This is a genomic window from Thioclava sediminum (assembly GCF_002020355.1).
GTDB classification, from domain to species: domain Bacteria; phylum Pseudomonadota; class Alphaproteobacteria; order Rhodobacterales; family Rhodobacteraceae; genus Thioclava; species Thioclava sediminum.
The window spans coordinates 18,194-34,534 of sequence record NZ_MPZV01000005.1; the positions used below are offsets into that span (position 1 = coordinate 18,194).

A 16,341-nucleotide genomic window follows, 5' to 3' on the forward strand; every position below is an offset into this window, starting at 1 on the left:
CTTTATCCGGGGGGATAGGATGTCGAAGACCCTGACGCGCATGGATCTGAGCGAAGCGGTGTTCCGCGAAGTTGGATTGTCGCGCAATGAATCGGCGCAGCTTGTCGAAAGCGTGCTGCAGCATATGTCCGACGCCCTCGTGGAGGGAGAGACGGTCAAGATCAGCTCGTTCGGCACCTTCTCGGTGCGCGAGAAAGCCAAGCGCATGGGCCGCAATCCGAAGACCGGCGAAGAGGTTCCGATCTCTCCGCGTCGCGTGCTGTCCTTCCGTCCCTCGCATCTGATGAAGGACCGCGTGGCGGCGGGCAACTCGAAGTAACCCGATAACAAATGACAGGTCCTGCCGATGGGTAAATCCGCCGACGCGTTTCGGACGATCTCTGAGGTTTCAGACCTTCTCGACACGCCGACCCATGTTCTTCGGTTCTGGGAGAGCAAGTTCACGCAAGTGAAACCGGTGAAGCGTGCTGGCGGGCGGCGGTATTACCGGCCTGCCGATGTGGCGCTTCTGGGCGGCATCAAGCATCTCCTGCATGAAGAAGGCATGACCATCCGTGGCGTGCAGAAACTCCTGCGCGAGGAAGGCATCCGCGAAGTCGCTGCGCGTGGCGAGGTCAGCGTCGAGGATGAGCGCGAGACCATTGAGGCCACGCAAAGCGCCCCGGAGCCGATTGCCCCGGTTGCCGCGCCTCAGCACAGCCCGACCCCGCAAGAGGAGCCTCAGGCGCAGAACGCGACCCCGAGCGAGCCCACGCCCGAGTCGACCGAGGCAGCACTGGAAGAAATCGCGCCGCAGGAGGAAGCCCCGCAAGAGGCGGCCTCTCTCGAGGACAGCGCGCATGATACAGCTCAAGACGAGTCCCAGACCGAGGCGCTTCCTGAGCGCCCCGAGGAACTGCTCGATCTCAGCCCCGCCGAGGACGCCCCCATTGAGGCCCATCAGGGCGGCTCGGTGACACCCTTCCCTGCCCCGTCGCAGCCTTCCTTCTTCGACGAGTCGGAGACCGCCTCCAGCGAATCCCCGGAAGAAGAAGCGTGGGATGAAGACGCAGAGGCCCCGATGGCGCTCGATGTCGAACCCGAGCCGGAGCCGATGGCCCCTGTCGTGGCGATGACGATCGATCGCGGGCCGCAGGAACGCGCCGCGAAAATCGCCGCGCGGGCCGATCTCGCACGGCTGTTACATGGGCTGCGCACGCTCGATCCGGCGCGGCTGAGCCCCGCCGATCGGGGCGATCTGCGCATGTTGCGCCTGCGTGCGCAGGCCCTTCAGGTGCGGCTCGCACAGCATGGCTCCGCGCAGGCGGAATGAGTGATCTTAACCCCGGACGAATTGGCGTGAAATTTCTCTCACTAACTGCTTGCACCCGCCGCCCGGTTCGCACTATATCCCCCTCGTCGGGCTGTGGCGCAGCCTGGTTAGCGCGTCCGTCTGGGGGACGGAAGGTCGTGAGTTCGAATCTCGCCAGCCCGACCAATTCGACAAACGCCCACCTCTTCATCGGGGTGGGCGTTCGTGTATCCGGAGGAGGGATCGGATGACCATCGGCGTGCTGCCTGACACGATGCTGCAAGACATGATCACGCGCGGTGAGATCGCCGCCGAGCCAGCCATCATCCCCGAACAGATTCAACCTGCGAGCCTCGATCTGCGGCTTGGCACCGTGGCGTACCGGCTGCGCGCCTCGTTCCTTGCAGGCAAGGGCCAGAAGGTTTCGCACCGCCTGCATGACTTCGAGATGCACCGCATGGCGCTGACCGATGACGGCGTGGTGCTCGAGAAAGGCTGCGTCTATCTCGTGCCGCTGATGGAGACCCTCGCGCTGCCAGAGGGCGTCACGGCGGTCGCCAATGCCAAAAGCTCCACCGGGCGGCTCGATCTGCTGACCCGCCTGATCACCGATGACGGGACCGAGTTCGACCGAATCCCCGAAGGCTATAACGGCCCGCTCTATGCCGAGATCTGCCCGCGCAGTTTCTCGGTGCTGGTGCGACCCGGTATGCGGCTCAACCAGATCCGCTTCCGCGCCGGTCAGGCGGCGCTCAGCGATGCCGAGCTGAAGATCCTGCACCAGCAGGAGCCGCTCGTGGATGGCCCCGCGGTGATCGACGAGGGTCTGGGTTTCTCGGTCGATCTGAAGCCCGCCGAGGGCGATCTGGTGGGCTACCGCGCCAAACCCCATACCGGCGTGATCGACATCGACAAGATCGGCCATTACCCGGCCCGCGATTTCTGGGAAGAGGTGCGCGCCTCCGATGGCCGCATCATCCTCGATCCCGGCGCGTTCTATATTCTCGTGAGCCGAGAGGCCGTGACGATCCCGCCCGACCACGCCGCCGAAATGGCGCCCTATCTGGCGATGGTCGGCGAATTCCGCGTCCATTACGCGGGCTTCTTCGATCCCGGCTTCGGCCATGGCGCTGCCGGCGGCACCGGCTCGCGTGGGGTACTGGAAGTACGCTGCCACGAGGCACCCTTCGCGCTGGAGCATGGGCAGGTGGTGGGGCGCCTCGTCTATGAGCGCATGGCCGAGGAGCCGCGCCAGCTCTACGGCAAGGACATTGCCTCGAACTATCAGGGCCAGGGCCTGAAGCTCGCCAAGCATTTCCGGATGGGGTGAGCCGGGAAAAGCGGCCTTCCAGTGGAAGGACGCCCGGCGAACGCCCGAAGCGCAAGCGAAGGGCCGGGGCAGCGACTCTGTAGCGGCTGAGGGTCGCGCCCGAGCCTCGGGTTGGCGCTTTGCGCGCTTTGTGGCTCGGCACTTTATCTCGCAAGCCCGCAGGTCGGTCGTGCCCGTGCTGACATCGCCAATGCGCCCTCCCGTGGGGAGGGTCGGGCGCGGCCCGGGGCTGGTCGCCCCGCGCCAGAGCCCCGTTGAGACGCCCTACCCCGCCTGCTGCGTCACGTCATACCCGTAGATCCAGTCGAACCGCCCCACCAGCCGCTCCGGCGTGAACCGCGAGGCAGCACGCAGCGCGAGATGACCAAAGGTGCGCGGCGCCCCTGACAGGTGATAGTTCCGCGCGTTCTTGTTCGCCGCCGTCACGATCTGATCGCAGCGATCCCAGCGCGCTTTCTGATAGGCGGCGAAGGCCACGTCGTCGGTCTCGTAATTGGCAAGCGCCTCGGCGAGAACCCAGGCATCCTCCATCGCCATCACGGCACCCTGCGCAAGGAAGGGCAGCGTCGGATGCGCGGCGTCGCCCAGAATCGCGACACCGGGCGCGAACCAGCGTTCGGCCACCGGGTGACGGAACAGACCCCAGAGGTTCACCTTCTCGACCTGATCGAGCCAACCGCGCACGGTCGGGCAGAAATCCTCGAAGGCGGTGCGCAGATTGATCGGATCATCCTCGAGCGCCCAGCTTTCCTCGACCCAGCGATGCCGCTCCTCGACGGCCACGACATTGCGCAGCCCCCGGCCCAGCGGATAGCTCACCAGATGCTTGCCCGCGCCCATGAAGACCTGCGCGATCTTCGGCTCGGAATCGTCGCACGGCACAAGCGCGCGCCACGCCACCTGATGGGTAAAGAACGGCGCCACCCGCCCGTTAAGCGCCTCGCGCGTCTTGGAATTGAGCCCGTCGGCCCCGATCAGCAGGTCGGTCTCGATCTCGGCGCCCTGCTTGGTGTGCAGCACCGGATGCGACCCGGACAGGTCCACCCGCTCGATCTGCTGCAACAGGCGGATTTTCACCCCCGCCTCGCGCGCCCCATCGGCCAGCAGCTCGATCAGCCGGGCGCGATGGACGAAGTGGTAATCCGCATCGGGACGCAGCCGCGCCATGTCGAGCTTGGCCACCTGGCTCCCGGTCTCTCCATCGACGAGCCGCACCGCCTCGGCACGCGGCCCCGCCGCCTCCAGCGCCTTGCCCAGCCCCAAGGCGCGCAGCACCGCGGCCCCGTTGGGCGAGACCTGCAGCCCGGCGCCCACTTCGCGGATCGCTTCGGCCTGTTCGAGCACCTCGACATCCGCGCCGCGCATCGCCAGAGCCCGCGCCACGGTCAGCCCCGCGATCCCTGCACCCAGAACCGTAACCTTGCGCCCGATCAGCATGGGACCTCCTTCAAAAGCGAACACCGGCACCTTGGCGGTGCCGGTGTCGAATTGTTTTGCGCGCCTTCCCGCCCGAAGGCAACGCGCGTTTTGTGCATCACCACACGCAGTGCGCGCAGGCGATCAGTCGTCGCGATGCACCCGTTCGCGGCGCTCGTGCTTTTCCTGCGCTTCCAGCGTCATCGTCGCGATCGGACGCGCATCGAGACGCTTGAGCGAGATCGGCTCCCCGGTCTTCTCGCAATAGCCGTATTCGCCATTGTCGATGCGACGCAGCGCCGAGTCGATCTTGCTGACCAGCTTGCGCTGACGGTCGCGGGTGCGCAGTTCCAGCGCACGATCGGTTTCCTCGGAGGCGCGATCGGCGATATCGGGAACGTTGCGCGCGGATTCCGCGAGACCTTCCAGCGTTTCAGCGGATTGTTCGAGAAGTTCGGCCTTCCACGCCAGAAGCTTTCTGCGGAAATACTCCAGCTGCCGGTCATTCATGAAGGGTTCATTCTCGGCCGGACGATAGTCATCCGGAAGGAATACTTCAGCTCTCATACCTGCCCTCTCATACGTGCCGGGGGCGTCACCATGATCGTCATTCGCCATCGGCCAACTCTCCTCGGGCGAGGCAATACCCCAAGAACACAGTGTTGTCACGTCCGCATTCGCCCGGACTGCGTGTTTCCTCATCAATTCTTACGCCCGGGTTGCGGCAGCATTTTGGCGCAGATAGGTTGCAAACGATTTGCGCAAGATCATTGCGCAGCGATCTCGAAACCGGAGCGTATTCCCCGTGCAATTTCAATCGACCGACAGCTATGTCGCCCCGCCCGATCTGACCGTCGCGGTCAACGCCGCCGTGGCGCTGGAGCGCCCCCTTCTGGTGAAGGGCGAGCCGGGCACCGGCAAGACGGAACTCGCGCGGCAGGTGGCGCAGAGCCTCGGGATGGAGATGGTCGAGTGGAACATCAAATCCACCACCAAGGCACAGCAGGGCCTTTACGAATATGACGCGGTTAGCCGCTTGCGCGACAGCCAGCTGGGCGACGAGCGCGTCAACGACGTGAAGAACTACATCCGCAAGGGCAAGCTCTGGCAGGCCTTCGAGGCGGGCGAGAAAGTCGTGCTGCTGATCGACGAGGTCGACAAGGCCGATATCGAGTTCCCGAACGACTTGCTGCAGGAACTCGATAAGATGGAGTTCCACGTCTATGAGACCGGCGAGACGATCCGGGCCAAACACCGCCCCGTCGTCATCATCACCTCGAATAACGAAAAGGAACTGCCCGACGCCTTCCTGCGCCGCTGCTTCTTCCACTACATCCGCTTCCCCGAGCCGGAGGTGATGCGCGAAATCGTCGCCGTCCACTTCCCCGACATCAAGGACCGCTTGCTGACCGAGGCGCTGAGCCAGTTCTACGAGATCCGCGAGACCCCGGGCCTGAAGAAGAAACCCTCGACCTCCGAGGTGCTCGACTGGCTGAAACTGCTGCTGGCTGAGGATCTGAACCCCGAAGACCTCAAACGCGAAGGCGCGAGCCTGCTGCCGAAGCTGCACGGCGCGCTTCTGAAGAACGAGCAGGACGTGCATCTGTTCGAGCGGCTGGCCTTCATGGCGCGACGTCAGGGGCGGTGAGTCCGGATTGAGCCCATAGCTCCGGGTCTGGACTTTATAGCGTAACAATCATGCATCTCGGGGCGGCGCGGTCGCACGACCTTGCGTGGCCTATTGCGCTTGATGGGGTTCCCTCTTAAGAAGCCGGTAGGTGCCGGGCACCTGCCGCCTGCGGACGCGAGTCACGGTGAAGCCCGGAACAAGACGACATCTCACCCTCGAAGCATTTCGCAGGTGGGCAATGCAGGCTCCCTCCCGATCCGAAATGCCTCTCTGGAGGAGTGAGCCATGTCCGCTGGACCTGCATCTACTGCAATTGAAAACCGTCTCCTGACACAGCCCGTCGGACGATTGTTCGTGTCGAATGCCCTGCCCATGGCGGTGGTCATGTCGATGGGTGGGCTGCTTAACGTCATAGACGGGATCTTCGTCGGGCGCTTCGTCGGAGCGCAGGCCCTGGCGTCGGTCAGCCTGGCCTTTCCGGTCGTCATGCTGCTCACGGCACTGACGACTTTGGCCGGTGGCGGCATGTCGAGCTTGCTCGCCCGCCATCTGGGCGCAGGCGCCCGCACACAGGCTGGAGCCGTCTTCGCAGGTGCCCACGGGCTGGCCCTCGCCATCAGCGCGGCGCTGATCGCAGGCGCTTTGTCGGTGGGGCCCGTCATCATCTCCGCACTCGCAGCCGGAAACGCTGCGGTCGCAGGTGGGGCGCAGAGCTACCTTCTGATCCTGATACTCGGCGCGCCAATCCAGTTCGCTTTGGGTCTGCACGCCGATGCCCTGCGCAACGAGGGACGTGCAGGGCAGATCGCCATGCTCTCGGTACTCGTGAATCTGCTGAACATCGGGGCGAACTACATCGCGATAGTGCTGTTTGGATTGGGGGTGGCGGGCTCTGCGATCGGCACCGTGGGCGCGCAGACCCTCGGCCTCGCGCTGCTGCTGGTCCTGCGGGAACGCGATCGCGACCTGTTGCCCCTTGGGGCGCTCCGCCGCCACAGCTGGCTGTCGGGGTGGCTGCAGATCTTCTCGCTCGGGCTCCCTTTGTGCCTGACCTTCATTGGGATGGCCTTGGTTTCAAGCGTGGTTCTCCTCGTCGTCGGCACCACCGCCACGAACCATGCAACCTTTATCGCGGCCTACGGCGTGGTGACACGCATTCTCGGACTGGCCTTCCTGCCACAGATGGCGATCGCGCTGAGCACCCAGAGCATCACCGGCAACAACGCGGGCGCGGGCCGGCTGGATCGGGCGGGCGCAGCCTTGCGGCTTGCCATGGGAAGCGCGTTCCTGTGGTGCCTTGGTGTGACGCTCACCGGAGCCTTTCTGGGCGAGCCCTTGGGCGCGATGTTCTCGAACGACCGGGAGGTCGTCTCGGCAGTTGCCGCGATCCTGAGGCCGATGACGGCCCTCTACGTCGTCACCGGCCCCATCCTCGTCCTCGCCTTGCATTTTCAAGCGATGGGGTATCCGCTCCGGACCGCGGCACTCACATTGACCAAGCCGTGGCTGCTGACGCCCGCGCTGCTGCTTGTCCTGAATGCAGTGGCAGGGATCGACGGCCTGTGGTTCGCCTTCCCCATCGCCGATGCCGCGCTCTTTGTACTGGCCTTAACCCTTGTCGTCCGAAACCGCCTCACTGCGCCCATCTCCACAACGCCGCACGCGAAGGAAGCCGCATGACACAAGCATCCCTCGACACCGTCAAGATGCAGGCCAAGGCACTGCGTCAGGCCTTGCAGGCCCAAGGTATGACCGTCAGTCATGCCCAGGCTCTCGAACTCGTCGCCCGGCAACATGGGGCGCGGGACTGGAACACGCTTCACGCCCGTCTCAGTCAACGCAATGCGCCACCGGAACTTGCCCTGGGCGACCGGGTGACCGGACACTACCTCGGACAAGCCTTTAGCGGAAAGATCGTCGCCCTTTCGGGTCCCGCCGCGCATCGCCGGGTCGAAATCGCGCTGGATAAGCCGATCGACACGGTGCGGTTCGACAGCTTCTCGAATTGGCGGTCCCGCATTCGTGGCACTCTGCGCGAAGATGGGTGCAGCCACAGCAGAACGTCGGATGGCACACCCCATCTTACCTTGGAGAAAGCGCCGTCCTGATCTCACATTTCCTTTGAGCGGTAGCCCTTTGCCGGACCTCTTCGGGAGGTTCGGCCGTCGCAGCGAATGGCAACTTTGTCCGCAAAGCTGCCGCGTCGCGAGCTGCCGGAGCCCCTCACATGCGCCGCGTGATCCGCGCCGCCTTGCGCGCCCGCTTGACCGCGTCGCGCGCGCCCTGCTGGGCTTTGCGCTCCTGCGCCGTCATCGGGCCCTGAGCTTTGCCCTTGCCGCCCCGCTTCGACGCCATACCGACGCCCTTGTTGATCCCCCAGTTGATCCCGCGGCGCAGGAACATCCGGATGACCATGTTGATGATCTGGTTGAAGTTCATCGGATATCCCCCTGTCAATCCTCGAACAATTCGGACTGGCCGGTCTGGGCCTCGTCCTCCTCGCCCTCCTCGTCGTCGTCCGAGCCTGCACCCGGAAGCGGGCGCGAATCCAGCAGGCCTGCGGCGCGCAGCTCCTTGAGGCCCGGCAGGTCGCGGGCGCTCTCGAGGCTGAACTGGTCGAGGAATTCCTGCGTCACGACGAAAGTGACCGGACGGCCCGGCGTCATCCGGCGGCGGCCGAAGCGGATCCATTCCATCTCCAGCAACTGGTCGATCGTGCCGCGCGACACGGCGACGCCGCGGATCTCTTCAATCTCGGCGCGGGTGACGGGCTGGTGATAGGCGATGATCGCGAGCGTCTCGACGGCGGCGCGGGACAGCTTGCGCTCCTCCACCGTCTCTTTCTGCATCAGGAAGGCGAGATCAGGCGCGGTGCGCACGGCCCAGGCGTCGCCGACCTTCACGACGCGCACGCCGCGCCCCTCATAGCGTTTGCGCAGATGCACGAGCGCCTCGGCGGGGTCGCAGCCATGCGGCATCCGCTCTTCCATCTCGCGCAGACGGACCGGTTCGGCAGAGGCGAAAAGGATCGCTTCGACCATCCGCTCCTGCTCGGCGATGGGCGGCGCCGCGAAGAGGGTTTCTTCTTTTTCTTCAGTCTGTTCCGGCTCGTCGTTCATGTCTTCTTCCGGATCGAAATGGGTTGGAACGTATCGCTCTGGCGCAGCTCGATCTGGCCCTGCTTGGCCATTTCAAGCGAGGCGGCGAAAGTCGCGGCGGTGGCCGAGCGTCGGCGTTTGGGATCGGCAGTCCAGCCGTCGGGCAGGAAGGTGGTCAGCTCCGACCAGCCGCCCGCGAAACCGATCAGCCCGCGCATCCGGTCCAGCGCCTCCTCCATCGTGAAGACATTGGTGCGATCGAACGCATAGGGGCGGAATTCATCGCGCGTGCGGATGCGCGCATAGGCCTGCATCAGGTCCATCAGCGAGGCCGAATAGGTGACCTTGCGGACGCGCTCGACCTCTTCCGAGATGCCGCGCGCGAAGGTGTCGCGCCCCAGCCGGTCGCGCGCCATCAACTGCGCCGCCGCCTCGCGCATCGCCTGCAGGCGTTCCAGCTGGAAGGCCAGATGCTCGGCCAGATCTTCCGCCGAGGGGCCTTCTGCCTCCGGGTCGGGCGGCAGCAGAAGGCGCGATTTCAGGAAGGCGAGCCACGCCGCCATTACGAGGTAATCGGCGGCCAACTCGATGCGCAGCGCCTTCGCGCGGTCGACGAAGGCCAGATATTGCTCGGCCAGTTGCAGCACGGAGATCTTGCGCAGATCGACTTTCTGGCTGCGCGAAAGCGTCAGCAGAAGGTCGAGCGGGCCTTCGAACCCGTCGACATCGACGATCAGCGCCTCGGCCTGAAGCCGATCCGCTACCGTTTGCGAGTCGAACAGATTTTCGGTGTCACTCATCCATGCCGCCGCTCAAGAGTGCCTCAAGTTCGGCATCGAGCGCGGCCATGTCAACTGTCTCGGGCGGCAAGCGCCGGTCCAGCGCGGCCTCGGCGCGGGTCTTTGCCGCCTCGCTCATCGCCGGGGCGGCCATCGCCACTTCTTCCATCGCGGGCATGTCGCCCTTGCAATGGAGCACCAGATCGCAGCCAGCAGCCAGAGCGGCAGCCGTGCGCGTCCCGAAGCCACCCGCCAGCGCCTCCATCCCGATATCGTCGCTCATCAGGAGTCCGCCGAAGCCGATCTCTTCGCGGATCATCTTGATGATCTTCGCGCTCTGCGTCGCGGGGGCCGCGTCGAGCGCGGTGAAGCGGATATGTGCGGTCATGCCCAGCGGCAAATCCGAGAGCGCCTTGAAGGGTGCGAAATCGCTCGCGATGAGGTCGGCCTTGGAGGCCTCGACCACCGGCAAATCCTTGTGGCTGTCGGAAATCGCTCGGCCGTGGCCGGGGATATGCTTGATGACTGGGAGAACACCGCCCGCAAGCAGTCCGTCGGCGGTGGCGCGAGCATTGGCGATCACGGTGGCCGCATCCTTGCCCAGACAGCGGTTTTGCAGGAACGGATGCGTCAGAAGCCCCGCGATATCGCAGGTGGGCGCGCAGTTCACGTCGATGCCGACCGCACGCAGCTCCTCGGCCATGATCCGCGAGCGCAGCCAGAAGGAGCGCGGCGCCTGCGCCCCTGCCCGCTTCGCCTGCTCCAGCGGCGGCAGCCATTCGCGCCACTGGGGCCCGCGCATCCGTTGCACCCGGCCGCCTTCCTGATCGATCAGCACCGGCGCATCGCGCCCCACGGCCCCGCGCAGCGCATCGGTCAGCCGGGCGACCTGGTCGGGCGTGTCGATGTTGCGCGAGAACAGGATGAAGCCCCACGGGTCGGCCTCGCGGAAGAAATCGCGTTCACGCGCGGAGAGCTCGGTCCCCTCGCATCCGAAGATCGCGGCGACGCCCATCAGCGCGCCTGCGTCGGGATGCAGTTCTGCCGCTCGGCCACGAGTGCGGCGCAGAACTGGCGCGCTTCGGTCACATCGTCAAAGCCCGCGACGCGGAGGCGATAGAAATCGCGCCCGCCGGAGCTGGCCTTCTGAACTACGCGCTTCTTGCCGGACATCAGCGCGTCGAAGCGCTTGGCGATGCGGTCCCATTCGCCCTTGGCGGCGGACTCAGTGTCGAAGGCGCCAAGCTGCACGAGACGCGTGCCAGCGGACAGTTCCGACGGATCGAGATCGACGACACCTTTCTCGGCCTGTCCCGCCGACATCTGCTTCGTCACCGCCTGCTCCAGCGCCGCCGCCAGAAGCTGATCGCGCATCGGCTTGGTCTGCGGCCGCGGCGAGCGCGATACGCCCGGAACCGTAGCCGGGATCACGCCACTGACCGCTTCGCTCTCGGGTGTTGCCTCCTGCTCGACCGCGTCGGGGCGCGTCTCGGGCATCGCCGGGCTCATCAGCGCGGGCTTGACGGGAATGTCGGGCGCGTCCTTCACCTGAGAGGGATCGGCATTGAGCGCAGCAGGCTCGAGCGCCGCGATCGCGGCCTCTACGGCCGGATTGGACGCAGCGTCGGCCTCATCGCCTGCCACCTTGGCCTCTGCCGCCAGCTCGCCCATCGGCTTGTCGTCGTCGGTGAAGCCTTCCGGGCTGGGCGCGAGCGTCACTTTCTCGGGCGCAGGCGCCGCCTGCCCCGTGCCAGCGACGTCGTTCACGGCAAGACCGGTATGGCGCGCAAGTTCGCCGCCCGGGTCCTCGGGCGCGATCCGGGCGGGCCCGTCCATCGCGCGGATCACCGGCACGCCGTTGAGATCGCGCATCGCCAGCTTGTAGCCCCAGACCACCAGACCCGCGATCATCGCGACCGATGTCAGCGCGCCGGCCACATTGACCCATCGCGACACGACTCGTGGCGCACGTTCAGGAGCGGGATCTTCGGGATGCGCGTAATGGGGCTGCGGGTGTTCATGCCCGTAACCCCCACTCTCGCGGTAGTCGTAGGTCGTCATGCTCGTCGCCTCGCCGCCGGTTGCCCGGCCTTGCCCGGTTGACCCGGAATTTGCCTGTTCCCGGCGGCGTGCGTTTATCGCATCTCTTCAGCCGGGGTCACGCCAAGAATACCAAGACCGGCGGAAATGACAACGGCGCTGGCACGGGCAAGGGCGATTTTCGCCGCCGATGCGGCCTCATTGCCATCCTGCAGGAAGCGCAGGGCCGGCTCGTCATTGCCACGGTTCCACAGGCTGTGCAGGTCCGAGGCGAGATCGTAGAGGTAGAACGCCACCCGGTGCGGCTCGTTCGCGCGCGCCGCGATCTCCAGAAGACGCGGCCATTCGGCGATCTTCTTGACCAGTTCCAGCTCGGACGGATGCCAGTCGCCGGACAGGTCGACCTTGGCCAGACGCGCATCCGACATGTCCCAGCCAGCCTCCGCCGCCTTGCGCAGCACCGAGCAGACCCGGGCATGCGCATATTGGACGTAGAAGACCGGGTTGTCCTTGGACTGCTCCAGCACCTTGTCGAAATCGAAATCCAGCGGCGCGTCGTTCTTGCGGGTGAGCATGTGGAAGCGGGTCACATCCGCGCCCGCCTGCTCCACCACGTCGCGCAGCGTGACAAACGTGCCCGCGCGCTTCGACATCTTGAAGGGCTCGCCATTCTTGAACAGCTTCACCAGCTGGATCAACTTGATATCAAGCGTCACCTTGCGATCCGACAGCGCCGCGACCGCTGCCTTCATCCGCTTCACATAGCCGCCATGGTCGGCGCCGAAGACGTCGATCAGAAGATCGTAGCCACGCTCGATCTTGGTCCAGTGATAGGCGATATCGGGCGCGAAATAGGTCCAGGAGCCATCCGACTTCTTCACCGGACGGTCCACGTCATCGCCATAGTCGGTCGAGCGGAACAGCGTCTGCTCGCGCTCTTCCCAATCCTCGGGCAGCTTGCCCTTCGGCGGGTCGAGCACGCCCTCGTAGATCAGCCCAAGATCCTCGAGCCGCTTCAGCGCCGCCTCGATCTGGCCGGTCCCGTAGAGCGATTTCTCGGAGGAGAACACATCCATCTTCACGCCGAGGCAGGCGAGATCCCCGCGGATCATCTCCATCATCTGCTCGGTCGCGAATTCGCGGATATCCTCGAGCCAGTCTTCCTCGGGCTTTTCGAGCAGGCTCTCGCCATACTTCGCCTTGATCGCCTCGCCGACCGGGATCAGGTAATCGCCCGGGTAAAGCCCCTCGCGGATTTCCGGCTCGAGGCCACAGGCTTCGCGATAGCGTTCATAGGCGGAGCGGGCGAGCACATCGACCTGCGCACCGCCATCGTTGATGTAATATTCCCGCGTGACGTCGTAGCCCGCGAAGTCCAGCAGGCTCGCCAGCGCATCGCCGAACACGGCGCCACGCGTATGGCCGACATGCATCGGGCCGGTGGGGTTCGCGGAGACATATTCCACGTTGACCTTCACACCCTTGCCCAGATCGGAACGCCCGTAATCCGCGCCCTCTTTCAGCACGGCGTGGGTCACATCGGCCCAGACCTTCGGATCGAGGCGCAGGTTGATGAAGCCGGGACCGGCCACATCGGCGCTGACGATCCGGTCATCTGCGGCCAGCTTGCCCGCCAGCGTCTCGGCGATGTCGCGCGGTTTCGATTTGGCGGGCTTGGCCAGCACCATCGCGGCGTTGGTCGCCATGTCGCCATGCAGCGGATCGCGCGGCGGCTCCACCGCGACGTTTGCGTAGTCCAGCCCCTCGGGCAGCGCGCCCTCGGAAACCATCTGATCGAGTGCCGCAATCACCGCGGCGCGGATGTCGGAAAACAGGTGCATTCTCATTGTCCTTATTTGCGCTCTCCCCTGCCAGAGCGCGCCGGGCGCGTCAATGGCCCGAGCGCGGGCAGAGCGGGGCCCAAGCGGGGGCAGAGACGACGCGGGCGGCCCGGCATCGCCTGCCGGGCCGCCCGAAATCGAACCTTGCGAGAGGATCAGTCCTCGGCAGTAAAGCCCGCAGCCTCGATCCCGGCCACGGCCACTTTCGCATCATTGTCCGAGGTGTCGCCGGTGACGCCCATCGCGCCGATCACCGCCCCGCTCTCGTCGCGGATCAGCACGCCGCCGGGCACCGGGCAGGTCTTGCCGTCATAGATGCCGTTCACCGCGGCCATGAAATAGGCCTGCGCTTCGGCCCGCGCCATCTGCGCCTTGCCGCCCATGCCCAGCATCACCGCGCCGTAAGCCTTGGCGCGCGCGATCTCGAACCGACCCGGCGCGGCGCCATCGGCGCGCGCGAAAGCCAGCGGGTGGCCGCCCGCATCCAGCACGATCGCCGAGAGCGGTTTCAGCCCATCTTCCACACCTTGCGCCAGCGCGGTCTCGATCATCTTCTGCGCTTTTTCGAGCGTGATCATGCGCGTTCCTCCTTCACTTGCAGGCGGCGCTGATGCAGCACCGGTTCCGTATATCCCGAGGGCTGGACCGTACCCAGGAAGCACAGATCGCACGCCGCCTGGAAGGCGAATCCGTCATAGCCGGGCGCCATCGGGCGGTAGTTCGGGTCGCCCTCGTTCTGGCGGTCGACGACCTTGGCCATCTTGCGCAGCGCCTCCATCACCTGACCTTCGCTCACCAGCCCATGTTCGAGCCAGTTCGCGATCGCCTGGCTGGAAATCCGGCAGGTCGCGCGGTCTTCCATCAGGCCCACGTCGTGGATGTCGGGCACCTTCGAGCAGCCGACACCCTGATCGACCCAGCGCACGACATAGCCGAGGATGCCCTGCGCGTTGTTCTCGATCTCGGTGCGGATTTCCTCTTCCGAGTAGTTCTTGCCCCGTGCGAGCGGGATCGTCAGCAGATCGTCGAGCCGCGCCGGGCGGTTCATCGCGGCGATCTCCTGCTGGCGGCGCTTCACATCGACCTTGTGGTAATGCGTGGCATGCAGCGTGGCCGCCGTCGGCGACGGCACCCAGGCGCAGTTCGCGCCCGCCAGCGGATGGTTGACCTTGGCCTCGAGCATATCGGCCATCCGGTCGGGCATCGCCCACATGCCTTTGCCGATCTGCGCCTTGCCCGCCAGCCCGCACGCGAGCCCGATATCGACGTTGCGATCCTCATAGGCTTCGATCCACGGCTGGCCCTTCATCTCGCCCTTGGCGAGCATCGGCCCGGCCTGCATCGAGGTGTAGATCTCGTCGCCCGTGCGGTCGAGGAAGCCCGTGTTGATGAAGGCCACGCGGTTTTTCGCGGCGCGGATGCATTCCTTGAGATTGACCGAGGTGCGGCGCTCCTCGTCCATGATGCCCAGCTTCACGGTGTAGCGCGGCAGGCCCAGAACCTCTTCGACCTTGTCGAAGATCTCGGTCGCGAAGGCGACCTCTTCGGGGCCGTGCATCTTCGGCTTCACCACATAGACAGAGCCGGTGACCGAGTTGCGCGGACCTTCGGTCTTCTTCAGGTCATGCATCGCACAAAGCGTGGTGACCATCGCATCCATCAGCCCCTCGAAGGCCTCTTCGCCGTCGCGGGTCAGGATCGCGGGCGTGGTCATCAGGTGGCCGACATTGCGCACCAACATCAGCGAACGGCCCTTCAGCGTGATCTTCTCGCCACCGCCGCCGGTGAACTGGTAATCGCCTTCAAGCCGCCGGACCGTCTTCTCGCCGTTCTTCACGACGTTTTCGCGCAGATCGCCCTTCATCAGACCCAGCCAGTTACCATAGGCCTGAACCTTGTCCTCGGCATCGACACAGGCAACCGAGTCCTCGCAATCCATGATCGTGCTGATCGCGGCCTCAAGAATGACATCGGCGATATCGGCAGGATCGGCCTGACCGACCTCGGTGGTCGGGTCGATCTCGATCACGAGATGCAGCCCGTTATTTTCCAGCAGAACCTCCGACAGCGCGCCCTCGTCGGAAATGTTGAACCCGAGGAACTGCGCCGGATCGGCCAGCCCCGTTTCGCCCACCGCGTTCTCGACGAAGAAGACGCCGTTCTCTACGCGCAGCGCGGTCACGCCGGTCCAGCTGCCGCCTGCAAGCGGCACCGCCTCGTCGAGAAATGCCTTCGCGCGCTCGATCACGCGCGCGCCGCGCTCGGGGTCATAGCCCTTGCCCTGCGGCAGATCGCCAAGTGCGTCCGTGCCGTAAAGCGCATCGTAAAGGCTGCCCCAGCGCGCATTCGCCGCGTTGAGCGCATAGCGCGCATTGGTGATAGGCACGACGAGCTGCGGACCGCAGACGGTGGCGAATTCGGGATCGGTTTCCGGCGTCTCGATCTTGAAGTCGTCGCCTTCGGGCAGCAGGTAGCCGATCTCTTTGAGGAAGGATTTATAGTCTTCGAAATCAAAGCCTTCGGCGCGGTGATGCGCGTGCCAATCGTCGAGCTTGGACTGGATCGCCTCGCGCGTCTCCAGCAGCGCGCGGTTCTTCTGCCCCTGCGTATGCAGCAGGTCCGACAGCCCCTCCCAGAAGCGCTCCGGCGCGACGCCAGTTCCCGGCAAAGCCTGATCCTCGATGAAGGCGGCCAGTTCGACCGCCACCTGCAGTTCGTTACGTGCGACCCGCTGTGCCATTAAGCCCTCCCGGTTTGCTTAGTCGCGTACTAGATGAAACCGCTGAGCGTGAATGTCCAGCGGATTGCCGGTCGCGGGCGGGAAGACGCTAAGACGGTGAAAGGGTGAGAAGAGGCTCTCCGATCGCCCAAGGGACAACGCTGCCACTCATTACCCGACCGAGCTCACTGCTGGAT

The 16,341-nt window shown here is 65.2% G+C and carries 16 protein-coding genes and 1 tRNA gene; 7 read left to right on the top strand and 10 right to left on the bottom strand.

Annotated features, from left to right (window positions below; genetic code table 11):
* Positions 1-19 precede the first annotated feature (19 nt).
* The 4 genes from ihfA (at position 20) to BMI91_RS17750 (ending at position 2,621) form a co-directional block, all read left to right on the top strand.
* Entirely contained in the window at positions 20-319 is a 300-nt protein-coding gene (gene ihfA / locus BMI91_RS17735) for an integration host factor subunit alpha (RefSeq protein WP_075775489.1), read from the top strand.
* Between the two features lie 27 nt (positions 320-346).
* Positions 347-1,312 (top strand): MerR family transcriptional regulator, encoded by a 966-nt coding sequence (locus tag BMI91_RS20255; protein ID WP_244176677.1) that lies wholly within the window; start codon positions 347-349, stop codon positions 1,310-1,312.
* Positions 1,313-1,399: 87 nt separating this feature from the next.
* A tRNA-Pro gene (locus BMI91_RS17745) sits at positions 1,400-1,477 on the top strand.
* 61 nt (positions 1,478-1,538) lie between these two features.
* A complete protein-coding gene (locus BMI91_RS17750) occupies positions 1,539-2,621 on the top strand; it encodes a 2'-deoxycytidine 5'-triphosphate deaminase (RefSeq protein WP_078547412.1) in 1,083 nt (360 codons plus the stop codon).
* Between the two features lie 264 nt (positions 2,622-2,885).
* Here BMI91_RS17750 and BMI91_RS17755 read toward each other — a convergent pair whose 3' ends face one another.
* Complete coding sequence (locus BMI91_RS17755; RefSeq protein WP_078606096.1) at positions 2,886-4,058, bottom strand: FAD-dependent monooxygenase; 1,173 nt, start codon at positions 4,056-4,058, stop codon at positions 2,886-2,888.
* A 123-nt stretch (positions 4,059-4,181) separates the two neighbouring features.
* Positions 4,182-4,604: an RNA polymerase-binding protein DksA gene (gene dksA, locus BMI91_RS17760; RefSeq protein ID WP_078522815.1), complete on the bottom strand. Its 423-nt coding sequence runs from the start codon at positions 4,602-4,604 to the stop codon at positions 4,182-4,184.
* A 238-nt stretch (positions 4,605-4,842) separates the two neighbouring features.
* Between dksA and BMI91_RS17765 the strand changes: the two genes are divergently transcribed.
* The 3 genes from BMI91_RS17765 (at position 4,843) to BMI91_RS17775 (ending at position 7,775) form a co-directional block, all read left to right on the top strand.
* Positions 4,843-5,685 carry an AAA family ATPase gene (locus BMI91_RS17765; RefSeq protein ID WP_078522911.1) on the top strand — a complete coding sequence of 281 codons (843 nt, stop codon included), beginning with the start codon at positions 4,843-4,845 and terminating at the stop codon, positions 5,683-5,685.
* Between the two features lie 267 nt (positions 5,686-5,952).
* The gene (locus BMI91_RS17770; RefSeq protein ID WP_078606097.1) at positions 5,953-7,347 is read left to right on the top strand and encodes an MATE family efflux transporter; all 1,395 of its coding nucleotides are present in this window, start codon (positions 5,953-5,955) and stop codon (positions 7,345-7,347) included.
* A complete protein-coding gene (locus BMI91_RS17775; RefSeq protein WP_078606098.1) occupies positions 7,344-7,775 on the top strand; it encodes a glyoxalase superfamily protein in 432 nt (143 codons plus the stop codon). The genes BMI91_RS17770 and BMI91_RS17775 overlap by 4 nt, the downstream gene beginning before the upstream one ends.
* 115 nt (positions 7,776-7,890) lie before the next feature.
* Here BMI91_RS17775 and BMI91_RS17780 read toward each other — a convergent pair whose 3' ends face one another.
* The 8 genes from BMI91_RS17780 to BMI91_RS17815 form a co-directional block, all read right to left on the bottom strand.
* Positions 7,891-8,106: a hypothetical protein gene (locus tag BMI91_RS17780; RefSeq protein WP_078606099.1), complete on the bottom strand. Its 216-nt coding sequence runs from the start codon at positions 8,104-8,106 to the stop codon at positions 7,891-7,893.
* Positions 8,107-8,120: 14 nt separating this feature from the next.
* Positions 8,121-8,786: an SMC-Scp complex subunit ScpB gene (gene scpB, locus BMI91_RS17785; RefSeq protein WP_078547427.1), complete on the bottom strand. Its 666-nt coding sequence runs from the start codon at positions 8,784-8,786 to the stop codon at positions 8,121-8,123.
* Positions 8,783-9,565, bottom strand: coding sequence for a segregation and condensation protein A (locus BMI91_RS17790; RefSeq protein WP_078522820.1), 783 nt, complete (start codon positions 9,563-9,565; stop codon positions 8,783-8,785). The genes scpB and BMI91_RS17790 overlap by 4 nt, the downstream gene beginning before the upstream one ends.
* On the bottom strand, positions 9,558-10,559 hold the full coding sequence (locus BMI91_RS17795; RefSeq protein ID WP_078606100.1) for a glycoside hydrolase family 3 N-terminal domain-containing protein: 1,002 nt from the start codon (positions 10,557-10,559) through the stop codon (positions 9,558-9,560). The genes BMI91_RS17790 and BMI91_RS17795 overlap by 8 nt, the downstream gene beginning before the upstream one ends.
* Positions 10,559-11,605, bottom strand: a complete 1,047-nt coding sequence (locus tag BMI91_RS17800) for an SPOR domain-containing protein (protein WP_078606101.1) — start codon at positions 11,603-11,605, stop codon at positions 10,559-10,561. Before BMI91_RS17800 ends, BMI91_RS17795 begins: the two co-directional genes overlap by 1 nt.
* A gap of 74 nt (positions 11,606-11,679) precedes the next feature.
* Entirely contained in the window at positions 11,680-13,425 is a 1,746-nt protein-coding gene (gene argS / locus BMI91_RS17805) for an arginine--tRNA ligase (RefSeq protein WP_078606102.1), read from the bottom strand.
* Between the two features lie 155 nt (positions 13,426-13,580).
* The gene (locus tag BMI91_RS17810; protein ID WP_078606103.1) at positions 13,581-14,003 is read right to left on the bottom strand and encodes a GlcG/HbpS family heme-binding protein; all 423 of its coding nucleotides are present in this window, start codon (positions 14,001-14,003) and stop codon (positions 13,581-13,583) included.
* Positions 14,000-16,165: a malate synthase G gene (locus tag BMI91_RS17815; protein ID WP_078606104.1), complete on the bottom strand. Its 2,166-nt coding sequence runs from the start codon at positions 16,163-16,165 to the stop codon at positions 14,000-14,002. The genes BMI91_RS17810 and BMI91_RS17815 overlap by 4 nt, the downstream gene beginning before the upstream one ends.
* Positions 16,166-16,341: the final 176 nt, after the last annotated feature.